The sequence below is a fragment of the Gallibacterium genomosp. 1 genome (genome assembly GCF_001678575.1).
Classification (GTDB): Bacteria; Pseudomonadota; Gammaproteobacteria; order Enterobacterales; family Pasteurellaceae; genus Gallibacterium.
Map to the genome: position 1 here is coordinate 32,137 of NZ_JTJP01000008.1, position 15,470 is coordinate 47,606.

Sequence of the window (15,470 nt, forward strand, 5' to 3'; positions counted from 1 at the left end):
CAACTAAACTATTAATTTTGTTTAGATTTTAGTGACTTTAACCGCACACTTCTTAAAATCAGTTTCTTTAGAAATTGGATCCGTTGCATCCAATGTCAGCAAGTTAGTTAACTGTCCTTGATCAAAGAACGTAGTAAACACTAAACCTCTTGGTGGTTTATTTCGTCCACGAGTATCAATAATAGTTTCCATCTGTCCACGACGAGAAGCTATCACAGCCTTATCGCCGTGACGTAACCCACGATCTTTTGCATCCAACGGGTGCATATAAAGCACGTTGGTCGGGAAGGCACGATGCAATTCCGGCACGCGGCGAGTCATCGTACCGGTATGCCAATGTTCAAGCACACGACCGGTTGATAACCATAGATCGTACTCTTGATCCGGCACTTCTGCAGGTGGCTCATAAGGTGCAGCAAGAATGACAGCACGTTTGTCCGGTTTACCATAGAAGCTGACTTCTTCACCGGCTTTAACATATGGATCATAGCCTTCACGGTAACGCCATAATGTTTCTTTACCGTCAACCACCGGCCAACGTAAACCGCGCGCTTTATGATACATATCAAACGGTGCCAAATCGTGACCATGACCTCGTCCAAATGAAGCATACTCTTCAAATAATCCTTTTTGGATGTAATATCCGAAATGTTCCGCTTCATCATTCAGATAATCGCCGATTTCACTGTTCGGATATTTATTGACTTGACCGTTAGTAAACAATACTTCATAAAGTGTTTTACCCTTAAACTCAGGATTTTTCTCTAAAATTTCTGCCGGCCACATCTCATCAGTGGTGAAATATTTAGAAAATTCTACTAATTGCCACAAGTCGGATTTAGATTCACCCGGGCCTTTCACCATTTGATGCCAAAATTGAGTACGGCGTTCCGCATTACCATAAGCGCCCTCTTTTTCTACCCACATAGAGGTTGGTAACATTAAATCCGCAGAAATAGCACTTAATGTCGGATAAGGGTCAGAAACAATAATAAAGTTTTCCGGATCTCGCCAACCAGGTAAACGTTCCTGATTAATATTCGGACCTGCCTGCATATTGTTATTACACATCACCCAAAGTACATTCATCTTGCGATCTTTGAGCATACGATCCTGTAACACCGCGTGATAACCGACTTTTTCAGATATAACACCAGCAGGTATCTTCCAAAGTTGTTCTGTATGCTCACGATGTTTAGGGTTAGTTACCACTAAATCCGCTGGTAAACGGTGCGCAAAAGTTCCCACTTCACGAGCTGTACCGCAAGCGGAAGGCTGACCGGTTAAAGAGAACGGGCCACAACCCGGTTTAGAAATCTTACCCGTTAATAGATGTACGTTGTACATCATTTGGTTGACCCACACACCACGAGTATGTTGATTAAAGCCCATTGTCCAAAATGAAACCACTTTCTTATTTGGATCAGCATAAATTTTTGCCAACTCTTCCAATAAGCCTTTATCCACGCCACTGATTTCGTGTGCTTTATCTAATGTATATTCAGAAACAAACGCTTTGAACTCTTCAAAAGTGAAGTTTTCCATTTTGTCGCTGCCCGGATTTTTCGCTGCTTTTTCACGCGGATCTGTTGGACGCAAACCATATCCAATATCAGTAGCTGCTTTTTTAAAGACGGTATGTTTGCTGACAAAGTCTTCGTTTACCGCATTATTTTGGATGATGTAATTGGCAATATAGTTCAAAATTGCTAAATCAGCTTGTGGCGTGAACACCAAACCATAATCCGCTAATTCAAAACTGCGATGTTCAAAAGTAGAAAGTACGGCAATCTTACAATCCGGATTAGATAAACGACGGTCAGAAATCCGAGACCACAAAATCGGATGCATTTCCGCCATATTAGAACCCCAAAGCACCATGACATCCGCCTGTTCGATATCGTTATAACAACCCATAGGTTCATCAATACCGAAAGTACGCATAAAGGCAACCGCTGCAGAAGCCATACAGTGACGTGCGTTCGGGTCAACATTGTTGGAGCGCAAACCGGCTTTAAATAATTTATTTAAAGCGTAACCTTCCCAAATGGTAGATTGTCCGGAAGTGAAACAACCGACAGCGTTTTTACCATTTTTCGCCATCGCTGCTTTAAATTTCTCTGCCATTGTTTTAAAAGCAACATCCCAACTGACCGGCTGGAATTCGCCATCTTTGGCATATTTACCGTCTTTCATTCTTAACATCGGTTGAGTTAAACGGTCTTTTCCGTACATAATTTTTGGCAAGAAGTATCCTTTAATACAGTTTAAACCGCGGTTTACTTCCGCATCCGGATCACCTTGTGATGCCACAACTCGACCATTTTGAGTCCCCACTAATACGCCACATCCGGTACCACAGAAACGACATACTCCTTTTTCCCATCTGATTGAAGTATCTGCCGCTTCAACATTTTTGATAGGAATTGTCATACCGATAGCCGCTGCTGCCGCTGTGGCTGCATTGGCTTTCATAAAATCACGTCGACTTAAATTCATCATTATCTCCCCACTAAAAAATCACTCGCCTAAGTCCTGTTGGTGATAAACCAAAGAAACATTAATCACACCGTCAATATTGCGGGCGTTCTCCATATTTTCCAATAAAATCCGTTGGTTATGTGATTGCATTACGACCACTAATTTTCCCAATTTCGGATCGGAACCGTGTATCTCAGTATGTGGAACTGCTAACAAAGCTACGGAAATTTGATCCAGTTTATCTGGACGACCTTGTACTACTACACCACATACATGCCACTCTTGGGCATTTTCCATAGAAATATTTTCAGTCATTCTCTATATCTGATTCTGTACTAACATTGAAATTGCTTGCACCGGACAAGCCGATACGCAAGCACCACAACCATTACAATTTTCCAAATTCAATTGCGGTTGTGCGACTTTCCCTAACATCGGTTTAAAAGAAATCGCTCGCCACTCACAACTATCCTGACAGCTTCGGCACTCAACCTGCTTATTGGTCAAACAATTATCTGCTATTGAAATTTTATGCTGCCAAGCTTCAGTTGTGGTCGGCCGGAATATCGGTTGTTGACAGGCTTCAACACATTTCTGACAAAATGTACATTCCGACTGCTGAAAAGAAACCTGCGGATAACCGCATTCATCCTTGATTAACACCTGCGTTTCACATTGCGTAATACAATCTCCGCATTGTGTACATTGTTGGAAAAATATCTCTTTGTCCGCCCACGGCGGTAAAATCGTTTTTTTATTTACTACCACTGTTGATTCACGGATCTTTCCACTAAGGAATTTTCGCCGAGATAAGTCTATATTCTGCATAATTGACGCAAGCTTTATAACGATTAATTAATCGGTGATTATTATCGAAATAAACTACCGCAAGTCAGTAACCTCTATGAGGTATATTCTGTTTTTTTGCTTTTTTCTTGAGATAAATCAAAACAACGAGTTCCTATTTTTTACAAAAACAGTGGTCAGTTATCGCCATAATATTGTCACCGGAGTAAAATGCCAGCCTTACTTTTTAACGATTTGGAGAAAAACGTGGCGAAGTATTCGGTTTTAACTCGCATTGCAAAATATTTAATCGGTATTATTTTATTGGCAAGTTTTTGTATTTCCTTAGTATTTGCGCTTTTAATCAGTAGCCAAAGTGATGCAGAAGCGATCAATTTAGCCGGTTCACTGCGTATGCAGGCTTATCGCCTGATTTACCAAATGGAACACGAGAAAGATACAGTTGCACACAATTTGCAGCAATATACACAAACTTTGCAGGAAAAAACATTAAATGATCTACAAAATAGCTACTTTGTGCCAGATAATGTAAAAGCTGCTTATCAAAATGTGATCAATAATTGGCAGCAGATGAGCAGTTTTGTTCGACAACAACAAATTAACCAATATCAAGCTCAAGTCGATCGATATGTTACTAAGGTAGATGATTTTGTCGCCGAATTGCAACATTTCTCCGAACGTAAAATTATTATGGCGATACTAATTAGTATCTTCTCAATTATCACTATTTTGCTGATCGGCTCTTATATGCTGTGGTATATGAAGCGCGAAGTGCTAAACCCAATCGAAAAATTAGTACGAGCGAGTACGCAAGTTCAAAACGGACATTTTAAACATATTCCGTTAGATGTGGATAAACCAAACGAACTTGGCACGCTTTCTGAAACTTTTACCAAAATGGCTAACGAGTTACAGAAACTTTACTGGTTCTTAGAAGAAAAAGTGAACGAAAAAACGAAAAAATTAAGTCAATTAAATCGTACACTCTCAATGTTGTTTCATACTTCACAAAAAATTACCCACATTGATCTGGATTACAATCAATTAACTGAAGTGATCTCCGAAATTCGCGCCAGTGAACATTTACGCTATATTAAACTGATTGTTTATGGCGCAGAGCATCTTGATCTCTCATCAGGCAAAGCGGAAGAGAATTATCCGTGGCAAGAGCAAAAAATCAGTGTCAACGGCAAAATTCTCTCCTGTTTACGTTGGCAAGCAGGCTTACCTTGCCCTGATTTACGACTAATGCAAAGTGTTGCACAAATGCTTGGGCGAGCAATTTACTTTATTCAAACTCAACGCCAGCAACAACAATTAGTATTAATGGAAGAACGTTCAATTATCGCCAGAGAACTACACGATTCATTAGCACAAGTGTTGGCATTTTTACAAATCCAGCTCACTTTGCTGAAACACGCTTTAAAAAGCAACGATCCGCAAGCTAAAGAAAAAAGTTTTAAAATTATCACTGATTTTGAACAGGCACTTAATGATGGTTATGTACAATTGAGGGAGCTTCTTTCCACTTTCCGTTTAACCATTCAAGAAGCCAATCTCAAGTTAGCGTTGGAGCAGGTAATTGAATCATTGCGTAATCAAAGTGATGCCCAAATTACCTTAGAATGTTCACTGCCATCACAAATTTTCACGGCACAACAGTTGGTACACGCATTACAAGTTGTGAGAGAAGCGTTACTGAATGCGATTAAACACTCTCAAGCGACCTTAATTGAGGTGATCGCACATACCAATCAAGACGGCGAAAATGAAATTATTGTTGCCGATAACGGTATCGGCATTCCTTCTTTGGATGAACCGGAGGGACATTACGGCTTAAATATTATGCAGGAACGTACTGCTCAACTGAATGCTACCTTAACTATTCAACGCCGCCCAACAGGAGGGACGGAAGTCAAAATTTTACTAGCTAATACCTTTACAGAATGATGACGACTGTCAATCAAACAGAAAAAACCTGCACCTTATGTTTCTAAATATTTTAAGGTGCAGGTCAATATTATTTATTATTTCAATACCTTCCAACAGCGATAACCATAAATAGCAATCACAATAAAGCATATTAATGGTAATACAAATGATGCATTCACTGCTGGTAAACCAGCTACTGTACCGAGATCAATAATTGCACCCTGTAATGGAGGCATCAATGCACCACCTACGATAGCCATTACCAATCCTGCTGCCCCTAAAGTGGACTCTTCTTTTAAACCACATAAGGCGATCCCATAAATTGTTGGGAACATTAGTGACATAAAGCCTGAAGTCATAATTAAGCAATATACACCAACAACACTATCACTGAAAATAACTCCTAAAATTGTAACTAATCCGCCCAATGCAAATAACATCAACATTAATTCAGCTTTTAAATACTTCATCAAGGCTGTACTGACAAAACGACTGATTAAGAAAAGAGCCATAGCCATAATATTGAAATGTTGTGCTTCCGCTTTAGTAAAACCTAAACGTTCTGCATATTGAATAATAAAGGTCCAGCACATAATTTGTGTTGCAACATAAAAAACCTGTGCGATTACCCCTTCTCGATATTTAGCATTCTTTGATAATCGACCAAGTGCTTCACCAAATTTAATTTTAGGTTGCTGTTCCGTGCGTGTTTTAGGCATTTTATATAATGCAATGATGATAAAAATCGCCAAAACAACAAAACCTAAAATAATATAAGGATCACGAATAACTGCTAAATCGTGTGTTTTAATCACTGTTTTTTCTGCAGCAGATAATGTTGGAAATATCAAATTCCCAGCGGCATCACGCTTATCTGAATCTAAATTTGTCAAAACAAATTGTGATGCAACAAACATTCCCAAAATAGATCCTAAAGGGTTAAAAGACTGAGCTAAATTCAAACGACGAGTTGCTGTTTGAGGATCACCCATTGATAAAATATAGGGATTTGCTGTTGTTTCTAAAAAAGCCAAACCAAATGTGAGAATATAAAGCGAAAATAAGAAAAATGAGAACATTTCATATTTTGCTGCCGGGTAAAATAATAAAGCCCCAACACAGTATAGTGCTAATCCTAATAACACCCCTGCTTTATAATTAAAACGACTCACAAATAGAGCAGCAGGTATCGCCATTGTGCTATAGCCACCATAAAAGGCAAATTGTACTAATGCTGCTTGCGATGCAGGAATTTCCATTACAGTCTGAAATGCCGCCACCATTGGGTTAGTAATATCATTTGCAAACCCCCATAATGCAAATAATGTTGTCAGAAGAATAAAGGGGATCACATACTGCTTTTCTAACACTTTTGCTTTCATAATATAGTCTCCTTTTTTGATACATTATTACTCTTCAATACGTAATCCGTAAGATTTAAACTTCTCCAGTACTTCAGCCATTTGTTGTTTTGACAATAGTGGAATATCTAATCCTGTTGCCAATAATTTGATATACCATTCGGCTAATACTTCCACTTCGTGGGCTAACCATAGTGCTTTATCAAGATTTTTTTCAGCTGCAATCAAGCCGTGATGAGCCAATAAAATGGCTTTTGAAGTTTTAATACCATCTGCTACATATTCAGCTAATTGATGTGTGCCAAAGGTAGCATAAGGTACACACGGAATATGATCTGTCCCTCCTACAGCGATCATATAGTGAAAAGGTGGTATTGATTTTTCTAAGATAGAAACTGCCGCGCAATTAATTGCGTGATTATGTACTACGGCATTAACGTCTTGTCGTGATTGATAAACGGCTAAATGAAAATGCCATTCACTTGATGGTAGTTTTCCTTGTTCATAACGCCCATTTTTATCGACAAAAACAATGCTATCCACTGTCATTTGCTCATAAGGTGTTCCCGTTGGCGTAATCAACATTCCATCTTGATAACGCACACTAACATTACCCGCTGTACCTTGGTTCAATCCTAAGCGAGTCATTTCTAAACAAGTATCAATAATTTTTTGTGAAAGTTGTTGTCGATTCATAATTTAATCCTTAACAGGGATAACCCCTTTTTTAATCAAAATATTGCCATATTTTGCTGTTTCACCTGTTACCACGATGGCATAAGCTTGCCTTGCTTTTTCATAAAAGGCGAAACGCTCAATTCGCTTGATATTAGGCAAAATAGATTCGCCTGCTGTTTGCATTGCTACTAAATAGCGACCTTCTACTGATGGATCCAGCTGATCGCCTGCAACGGCTTGCATCATAATTAACGGTGCATCCACATATTGATCTAATTCAATTAATGGACTAACTGCTGATAATAATCTGGGAATACCAATACCATCTGCACGAATTACCCGATGATGCAATTGGTGTGCTGGAAAATGAGCATCAGCAAACACAATTTCATCACCGTGACCCATTTCAGCTAATACTTTAAGCAATTCTGGTGAAATAACAGGATCGATACCTTTTAACATTGCAACTCCTTAGATTTTAGGTTCAACACGTTGCCGTAAAGATTGCATTGCACTTTGGGCAGCATTAACATCAGGAAAAACACCAATGCCAGTAAATGTCGTCATCGCTGCTCCTAATGCTGTAGCTTCAGAAACCTGTACAACGTCAATAGGTAATCCCAAAGTATTAGCGCGCAATTGATTCCACAAAGCATTCTTTGCACCACCACCAACACAAATCAAACTTTCCGCTTGAAAATGTCCCACTTGCTGTAGTAAAGCTAGGTTCTGTTTCAATTTATTTGCTAAATATTGCAAAGTAGCTCGATAAATCTCACCTCGAGTAGTATGCATTGTTAGACCAAGAAATTGCCCAAGCTGTAATGATTGTTGGTTAAATTCAAAATTACCTTGTAAAGATACGGTGCTTTCACCAACTACAGTTGCTTCATCAATCATTGTTCGGTAATAATTTTCTTTGCCATAACAATCACTGAATAACAACCTACCAACCCATTCCAAAATACCTGAACCCACCCATTGAATTGCCGGATTAAATAGACCTTTGACACTATCCCATTCTGTAGTCAGCCCTTGTGAAAGGTAATCTGGGCGAACGATAGCTCGTTCAGTTCTTGCCATCAAAATTTCCCATGTTCCTGAGCTTAATACAGGCTGATTTAATGCTGCACCCGATCCTAATATCGCAAATTGCGTATCGTGTCCGCAGGAAATAACCGGAATTCCTGATGACAAGCCCCATTGTTTAGCAATTTCAGATAACAACGTACCAATTTTTTGACCAGCATTGACTAATGGTGGGAATTGACTCTTATCAAGTTGTAGCAATGCTAAAACTTCCGAATCCCAATCTTGCGTTTGCAAATCTGTCATCATTGAAGTGCCAGCCATTGTGCTATCAGTGCTTAGCACACCCGTTAAACGATAAGTGAGCATCGAAGAAATAAACAAGAATTGTTCAAAACTAGCATAATGTTCTACATCGTTTTGTTGTAACCAACGTAACTTGTACAACGTATTGAAACTATATTGCCCAATGCCATTACGTTGATATAAAGCGGCAACATCAAATTGATCAGCAAGCTGTTGCATTACACTGATCGTCCTCGGGCATTTCCAAGAAATTATTGGTGTAGCTTGTTTACCATTGATAAAAAATGCCCCATCCACTCCAAAAGTAGTAACACCAATCACATCAACAGACAGTTGTTTTTCACGCAACTGTTGACAGACGTGTTTTGCACAAGCAAAAAGTTTTTCCACAATCTGCTCAAAATCCCAAATTTGATAATCCTTATGTTGCGGATCTTCAGTGGTTTGATTTGCTTGATGTGCATTAGCGATGATTTGTCCTTGTTGATCGATTGCAATGGCTCGTACATTCGTTGCTCCACAATCTAAAATCAGCGAAATTGACATAATCCCTCCGATATTTCATTCAAGTGCAGCCTTAAACACTGCACTTGAAAAGTGATTTTCATTACTTATATAAAGGTCCAAAATTAGTGCAAGCACGATAGTCTTGTCCTTCTTTATCTTGACCAAAAGCACTCCAAGCACTCGGACGGAAAATGTCACTTTCTTTAATATTATGCATACAAACAGGAATCCGGAGCATTGATGCTAATGTGATCAAGTCAGCACCGATATGTCCATAACTCACTACACAGTGATTTGCTCCCCAATTAGCCATTACTGAATAAACATCTTTAAAAGCACCTTGTCCTGTTAAACGAGGAACAAACCAAGTACAAGGCCACGTTTCATTAGTACGTTGACTCAAGGTATTGTGTACCTCTTCAGGTAGTTCAATTGACCATCCTTCTGCCAGTTGTAGCACTGGCCCAAGCCCTTTAACAAGGTTGATACGACTCATTGTAAATGGTAAGCCACCTTTGGTGAGAAATTGAGAGGATAAACCGCCTCCACGGAAATATTCGTGTACCGCAGCACACCACCGCGTATGAGCAAGACAACGTTTACCGTCCTCTTCAGTAATTTCCCATACCGGTTTGATCAAATGATTTCCTGTTTCGTCTAAATGTTGGCCTGTACCATCTAATGCGGCTGATCCTGAATTTAATAAATGTAAAAAACCTGATGTCGGACGGAAGCCTGTAACGCGCTCAACAGAATCCTCACTCCAATAAGTTCGTACATCAGCAAAAATTTGTGCTTGTCCAGTTAATTGATGAGCGAGTAACATCGTGACGCCATTAAGTGAATCATTTTCAGTCGCCATAATGAAAGGTGGGCGAATGCCATTCCAATCGTAAGTGGAGTTAAGCATTGCTTCCATAAAATCACCATTTGGCAAGTGATCTGTCCAATGACGTTGACCTTGGAAGCCAGCAACGATAGCATTATGTCCTAATGCTTCTTCGCCAAAATTAAGCTCAGCCAACTTTGGATTTCCTATCATCAAATCACGCGCAATAATGGTCATTTTAACAACAGTTTCCCAAAGTGCTTCTTTCTCCTCTGCTGTACGCTGATATTCTTCTTTATTGACATCTATACCCTCTTGACAATATTGCTTCACCCAAGACAATGCCAATTTAACTTCTTCAGGATCGTAAATTTCACGATCAAGACGGCGTTTAATTTCTGTCATATCAACATATTCATTCCGCATTCCTAAATAATGTTGAAAGAAAGATTGATCTACTATTGAGCCAGCAATTCCCATTGATACAGAACCGATAGATAAATAAGATTTACCTCGAATCGTTGCCACAGCTAAACCCGCTTTAGCAAAACGTAACAATTTTTCTTTCACATCATCAGGAATAGTAGTGTCGTCAGCTTCTTGAACCTCTGTGCCATAAATAGAAAATGCAGGCAATCCCATTTGGGTATGTCCAGCTAAGGCAGCAGCCAAATAAACTGCTCCGGGACGCTCTGTACCATTAAATCCCCAGATTGCTTTTGGCATATGTGGATCCATATCAATCGTTTCCGAACCATAACACCAACAAGGGGTAACGGTAATGACAACACCGACATTCTGTGCTTTAAATTTTTCTGCACACTGTGCAGCTTCTGCAACACCACCGATACAACTATCGGCGATTACACACTCAACAAATGAACCGTCTGTATGACGAACGTGAGTTTGTAACAAATCGGCAACAGACTGAGCCATTGTCATCGTTTGTACTTCTAATGATTCACGAACCCCCATACGACGACCATCAATCGTTGGACGAATACCAATTTTAATTTTTGTTGATTGCATAGCTATCTCCTTAGTTTGACGCTGTAAATAAATGTTTTACACGCAGTAAAAATTCACTAAGGAAATCTTCTACCTCTAATACGGTAATTCAAAGGATTTTTTTGAGAAAGGTATTTTTTTGTGAGGGTTATCACAGAAAACAGGCAAAAAATTCATTTTTTTGCACTAAAATATGACTGATTAAACTATTTTTTATACAAAACGGTCAATTCAGTCATTTTAAACAATAGAAAGGCTCACTGCCATTTTTTCACAATAATGTTGCAGTTTTTTAGGAACTGTTCCCTGTGTAAATAACATATCTAACTGAGAAACCTCAGCTAGCTTAACCAGATTTTGCTTGCCAAATTTAGAGGGATCAACCAATAAAAACTTTTGTTCAGACATATCCATCATTTTACGTTTCATTGATGCATTTAACTCATTAGATTCCCAAATACCTCCCTCATTGTCTACTCCAACACAAGAAAAAATACCAATATGAATATGCAAACGAGAAAGTAAATGTTCGGATAACGGCCCATAAAAAGCATCATATTTTGCGGAATAAACTCCACCTGTTGCAATTGTTTTAATATTCGGTTTATTCACCAATGCAGTAATATTACGCATTGAGTTAGTCACTACTGAACAAGGAATATCGGGTAGAAGTTGCGCCACATACCAACTAGTGCTACTTGCATCTAATCCAACAACAACCCCCTCATATATATACTCCACGACTTGCTGTGCAATAGCCTTTTTTGCCTCGGCATTGGTACGCTGACGAATATGAAATGCACTGCCAATATCATTCGTCTTTTTACTCAACGCTCCACCGTGAGTACGATAAAGTAATTGATGTTTTGATAATAAAGCTAAATCTCTCCGCACAGTTTCAACTGAAACATTCAATTTCTCAACTAGCTCATTAACCGAAATCTTACCTTGCTGATTAACCATTTCTAAAATTAAATTATGTCGATCTTTCATTTCACTGCCTCCTAACAAACCATCAAATATTTTGACATCCTCCCCACCCTAAAAAAGGACGGGGATTCCTACCAGTGCCCATTTAAAACAATCGGCTACTCTCGGTGGGTTCTTGCTGCTGACCGCCAGTGCGGTTCACTTCACAAGCTCGACGGCTGTGTCCCTGCCTGATATTTTTACGCTTGGACGACTACTCGTCCTCGCGCCAATACATTTAACGCTCCAACGACATCCGCATTTTCTCTGTAGCCACATTCTACGCATTCAAAATCAGCCTGTGTTTGGCGATTTTCCTTAGGCGTTTAACGGTTCAAAATATTCGCCATTTGAAAGCGTTGCAAAACGTGCAACCCCCATATCAATACCGATTTCTCCGCTTTTATGAGTAGGGATTTCGTATTCAAATTCCGTTTGAATACTAACAAAAAAGCGACCGCACTTGTGGCTCACCGTAATGTTTTTGATTTCGCCTACAACATCACGGCTGTTGCGGTAGCGAACCCAACCGATTTTTGGCAGATATAAACGGTTATTTTGTTGTTCCAGTTTGCAACCTTGCGGAAAGCGAAAGCACTCTTTCAAGCCTTTTTTCTTGAATTTCGGGAAATCAGAACGCTGTTGAAAGAAATTTTTAAACGCACTTTCTAAGTCTTTTAGCGACTGCTGAAGCACTTGAGAATGACAGTCTTTAAGCCAAAGTAGCTCTTTTTTCCATTGCGGAAGCAAGTTAGCGATTTTGGTGTAACTGAACTTGCAGCTGTTATCTTGCTTGTATTGCTCATTTTGCCACGCTAACGCCCGATTAAACACAAAACGAGAACAGCCACAGAACTGCTTAATTCTGCGGATTTGGCTGCCATTTGGCATTATCTCGAACTTAAAGGCTTTGCGTAGTTGCATTGACAAGGCTTAGAATGTGATTTTTCCGCATTCTACACTTGGTCTATAAAAAAAGAAACGGAAATTAGACACGACAAACCTTGTATTTTTAATGTGTATATATTCGCCAATACATCGAGCAACAACAAACATCCAATTAGTTAGGTTTGAAACGGCTCACACCGTTTGTACCTTATATCCCCGCACTTAAGGACAGAATTTTAAGGCACAATCTGATAAAAACTACTTCACAATCACAATATCTAATAAAACCTCACTAAACGTTTTTAATCCTAATTTAAATTGAAAAGCATTAAAACATTTAAGAAATAAAAAAACCTACGATGAAATATCGTAGGTTTGTCAACAGCCTGAAATCTTGCATTAAGCGAATATTTTTTATTACTTATTAGCACGTTCCAGCTGTTTTTTATATTTCACCAGCTTATCTTTAATGCGGTTGCGTTTCAGTGGGGAAAGATAATCAACAAACATCACACCGTTTAAATGATCGATTTCGTGCTGAATACAGATTGCCAACAGATCGCTTGCTTCCAATGTAAACGGCTCACCGTTGCGATCCAACGCTTTAACCGTGACTTTCTCTTTGCGTGGCACTAAGCCTCGGAACCCCGGCACTGATAAACAGCCCTCTTCAATCCCGGTTTCGCCGTCACTCTCAACAATTTCCGGATTAATCAGCACCAGTTGATTGCTTTTATCGCCCTCAACATCAATCGTGATAATACGTTGATGACGGTTAACCTGCGTTGCCGCTAAACCAATCCCTTCTTGTTCATACATTGTTTCAAACATATTATCGATAAATTCCCGAATTTCATCGTCCACCTTTTCCACCGGTGCTGCCACCGTTCTTAAACGCTCATCGGGAAAACATAACACATCTAATATCGCCATACGCTCTTCCTTTTTTCAAAACCTTGCATTTTACTGATTTTTTCAATAATTAACACACCCAATTCTACCGCAAAAAGCGGATTTATTTTTAATCTGCGATCCGCTTCGCACTTTTTCAAACTCAACACTGACAACGGCTATTAATGGGGTAAAGTGCCTTTTTTTCAATCTGTTTTCGACTTTTTCAATCGTTTTCTGCTATGCAAACAGTAACCACACTTTTACGTTTAGCGCTGCTGCCACAATTCGGTGCTATCAAAATTCAACAACTACTTGAACAAATCACACTTGATACGCTGCTCAGCTACGATCGACAAACACTCAGCCAAATCGGTTGGAACACTGCGCAAATTCAGGCTTGGTTTTCACCGCCGCAATCGATTATCGACACCGTTCTGAATTGGCAGCAACAGGCAGGAAACCATATTATTCACTATTTTGATCACACTTACCCGTTATTACTAAAACAAACTCACTCCGCACCACCTTTACTATTTGTTAAAGGTAACATTGATATACTCTCTTCGCCACAAATCGCTATGGTAGGTAGTCGCTATTGTTCACCTTATGGCGAACATTACGCCCAAACCATTGCCGGAGAATTGGTACATAACGGCATCACGATTAACAGCGGTTTAGCCTTAGGCATTGACGGCATTTGTCATCGTGCCGCTTTGGATAACCACGGTAAAACCGTTGCCGTTTTAGGCAGTGGATTGAATCAGCTCTATCCGGCTCGCCACAAAAAATTGGCACAACAGATTCTGGAAAACAATGGTGCGTTGGTATCGGAACTATTTCCCAACACACCGCCTATTGCAGAAAATTTTCCACGCCGAAACCGTATTATCAGCGGTCTCTCATTCGGCACCATCGTCATCGAAGCCTCGCAAAAAAGCGGTTCATTAATTACTGCACGTCTGGCATTGGAACAAAATCGCGAAGTGTTCGCCGTTCCAGGTGCATTGGACAATCCATTGAGTCAAGGTTGCCATCACTTAATCAAACAAGGGGCGTGGTTAATTGAAAATGCACAGGATGTGTTGGAGATTCTAACACCGCAAATTTCATCATTAATGCCGTTTACACCAGCAATAGCAGCGCAAACACCAACGCCAACCGGCAATAGCTCTACTGCACAAAGCACGATCGCAATATCGCCACAAGCAAAATCCGGTTACACTCCGCCGACCATCAACAAAAAAGCGATGATCAAACTTGATATTCCGCCACAACATCAAGCATTAATGCAACAATTAAACAGTGCAACTGCGATTTCACCGGATGAACTTTCGACTGCATTAAATCGCCCTATCGATCAAATTCTTACCGATCTATTGGAACTGGAAATTCTCGGTGCAGTGCAACAGATTCAAGGCGGTTATATTAAAAATATCGTCTAATTCATTGAATAAATTAACTTCACGATATTCACTATTTTTATAAACAGAAATAGGTACTACATTTTTCAAAGTACTTTAAACTAATGACGAAGATCCAGAAAAGAAACAAGACTTTTTATCTGATAAATAAAGGTAATAAGACTGCATTTTGAATAAAATTTTAGGGGCTGTAGTAGATTAGCCCTAAATTTCACACCATTTTCGCAATATTTTTAACTGCTCTTTTGGTGTCCCAAAGTTAAACCGAAATTCACATTCCTTCAAGAATAAAGGAAAGTTTTTTCGGTTAATTCCATTATATTTTCGCAGTATCCGCTTCACCTGATTCCAAAAATTTTC

General features: G+C 39.4%; 13 protein-coding genes and 1 pseudogene. 2 read left to right on the forward strand and 12 right to left on the reverse strand.

Annotated elements, in window-relative coordinates; translation table 11 throughout:
- Window positions 1–21: 21 nt before the first annotated feature.
- From napA to napF, 3 genes are read right to left on the reverse strand one after another with little or no spacing between them, the layout of a single operon-like run.
- Entirely contained in the window at window positions 22–2,499 is a 2,478-nt protein-coding gene (napA, locus tag QV04_RS02435; protein WP_065230769.1) for a nitrate reductase catalytic subunit NapA, read from the reverse strand.
- A 21-nt stretch (window positions 2,500–2,520) separates the two neighbouring features.
- Window positions 2,521–2,796: a chaperone NapD gene (locus tag QV04_RS02440; protein WP_065230770.1), complete on the reverse strand. Its 276-nt coding sequence runs from the start codon at window positions 2,794–2,796 to the stop codon at window positions 2,521–2,523.
- 3 nt (window positions 2,797–2,799) lie between these two features.
- A complete protein-coding gene (gene napF / locus QV04_RS02445) occupies window positions 2,800–3,309 on the reverse strand; it encodes a ferredoxin-type protein NapF (protein WP_039141329.1) in 510 nt (169 codons plus the stop codon).
- Between the two features lie 189 nt (window positions 3,310–3,498).
- Here napF and narQ point away from each other — a divergent pair, with 189 nt between their 5' ends.
- Window positions 3,499–5,238 (forward strand): nitrate/nitrite two-component system sensor histidine kinase NarQ, encoded by a 1,740-nt coding sequence (narQ, locus tag QV04_RS02450; RefSeq protein WP_065230771.1) that lies wholly within the window; start codon window positions 3,499–3,501, stop codon window positions 5,236–5,238.
- Between the two features lie 77 nt (window positions 5,239–5,315).
- Here the strand turns inward: narQ and fucP are convergent, their stop codons facing one another.
- The 8 genes from fucP to def form a co-directional block, all read right to left on the reverse strand.
- Window positions 5,316–6,602, reverse strand: a complete 1,287-nt coding sequence (gene fucP, locus QV04_RS02455; protein ID WP_013746038.1) for an L-fucose:H+ symporter permease — start codon at window positions 6,600–6,602, stop codon at window positions 5,316–5,318.
- A 27-nt stretch (window positions 6,603–6,629) separates the two neighbouring features.
- A complete protein-coding gene (gene fucA / locus QV04_RS02460; RefSeq protein WP_013746037.1) occupies window positions 6,630–7,277 on the reverse strand; it encodes an L-fuculose-phosphate aldolase in 648 nt (215 codons plus the stop codon).
- A 3-nt stretch (window positions 7,278–7,280) separates the two neighbouring features.
- Entirely contained in the window at window positions 7,281–7,721 is a 441-nt protein-coding gene (gene fucU / locus QV04_RS02465; RefSeq protein WP_013746036.1) for an L-fucose mutarotase, read from the reverse strand.
- A 9-nt stretch (window positions 7,722–7,730) separates the two neighbouring features.
- Window positions 7,731–9,140 carry an L-fuculokinase gene (gene fucK, locus QV04_RS02470; RefSeq protein ID WP_065233137.1) on the reverse strand — a complete coding sequence of 470 codons (1,410 nt, stop codon included), beginning with the start codon at window positions 9,138–9,140 and terminating at the stop codon, window positions 7,731–7,733.
- A gap of 61 nt (window positions 9,141–9,201) precedes the next feature.
- Window positions 9,202–10,959 (reverse strand): L-fucose isomerase, encoded by a 1,758-nt coding sequence (gene fucI, locus QV04_RS02475; protein ID WP_021461605.1) that lies wholly within the window; start codon window positions 10,957–10,959, stop codon window positions 9,202–9,204.
- Between the two features lie 219 nt (window positions 10,960–11,178).
- Window positions 11,179–11,931 carry a DeoR/GlpR family DNA-binding transcription regulator gene (locus tag QV04_RS02480; RefSeq protein ID WP_021461604.1) on the reverse strand — a complete coding sequence of 251 codons (753 nt, stop codon included), beginning with the start codon at window positions 11,929–11,931 and terminating at the stop codon, window positions 11,179–11,181.
- A 294-nt stretch (window positions 11,932–12,225) separates the two neighbouring features.
- Entirely contained in the window at window positions 12,226–12,831 is a 606-nt protein-coding gene (locus QV04_RS02485; RefSeq protein ID WP_231924146.1) for a transposase, read from the reverse strand.
- 381 nt (window positions 12,832–13,212) lie between these two features.
- The gene (gene def / locus QV04_RS02490; RefSeq protein ID WP_021461603.1) at window positions 13,213–13,728 is read right to left on the reverse strand and encodes a peptide deformylase; all 516 of its coding nucleotides are present in this window, start codon (window positions 13,726–13,728) and stop codon (window positions 13,213–13,215) included.
- 200 nt (window positions 13,729–13,928) lie between these two features.
- Here def and dprA point away from each other — a divergent pair, with 200 nt between their 5' ends.
- Window positions 13,929–15,131, forward strand: a complete 1,203-nt coding sequence (dprA, locus tag QV04_RS02495; RefSeq protein ID WP_065230773.1) for a DNA-processing protein DprA — start codon at window positions 13,929–13,931, stop codon at window positions 15,129–15,131.
- A 183-nt stretch (window positions 15,132–15,314) separates the two neighbouring features.
- Here dprA and QV04_RS11260 read toward each other — a convergent pair.
- Window positions 15,315–15,470: pseudogene (locus QV04_RS11260) on the reverse strand (IS1595 family transposase); the annotation flags it as partial.

Bases quoted from the DNA above. Each gene is read 5' to 3' on its own strand.
- napA (WP_065230769.1), bottom strand. From the start codon at position 2,499: ATGAATTTAAGTCGACGTGATTTTATGAAAGCCAATGCAGCCACAGCG.
- QV04_RS02440 (WP_065230770.1), bottom strand. From the start codon at position 2,796: ATGACTGAAAATATTTCTATGGAAAATGCCCAAGAGTGGCATGTATGT.
- napF (WP_039141329.1), bottom strand. From the start codon at position 3,309: ATGCAGAATATAGACTTATCTCGGCGAAAATTCCTTAGTGGAAAGATC.
- narQ (WP_065230771.1), top strand. From the start codon at position 3,499: ATGCCAGCCTTACTTTTTAACGATTTGGAGAAAAACGTGGCGAAGTAT.
- fucP (WP_013746038.1), bottom strand. From the start codon at position 6,602: ATGAAAGCAAAAGTGTTAGAAAAGCAGTATGTGATCCCCTTTATTCTT.
- fucA (WP_013746037.1), bottom strand. From the start codon at position 7,277: ATGAATCGACAACAACTTTCACAAAAAATTATTGATACTTGTTTAGAA.
- fucU (WP_013746036.1), bottom strand. From the start codon at position 7,721: ATGTTAAAAGGTATCGATCCTGTTATTTCACCAGAATTGCTTAAAGTA.
- fucK (WP_065233137.1), bottom strand. From the start codon at position 9,140: ATGTCAATTTCGCTGATTTTAGATTGTGGAGCAACGAATGTACGAGCC.
- fucI (WP_021461605.1), bottom strand. From the start codon at position 10,959: ATGCAATCAACAAAAATTAAAATTGGTATTCGTCCAACGATTGATGGT.
- QV04_RS02480 (WP_021461604.1), bottom strand. From the start codon at position 11,931: ATGAAAGATCGACATAATTTAATTTTAGAAATGGTTAATCAGCAAGGT.
- QV04_RS02485 (WP_231924146.1), bottom strand. From the start codon at position 12,831: ATGCAACTACGCAAAGCCTTTAAGTTCGAGATAATGCCAAATGGCAGC.
- def (WP_021461603.1), bottom strand. From the start codon at position 13,728: ATGGCGATATTAGATGTGTTATGTTTTCCCGATGAGCGTTTAAGAACG.
- dprA (WP_065230773.1), top strand. From the start codon at position 13,929: ATGCAAACAGTAACCACACTTTTACGTTTAGCGCTGCTGCCACAATTC.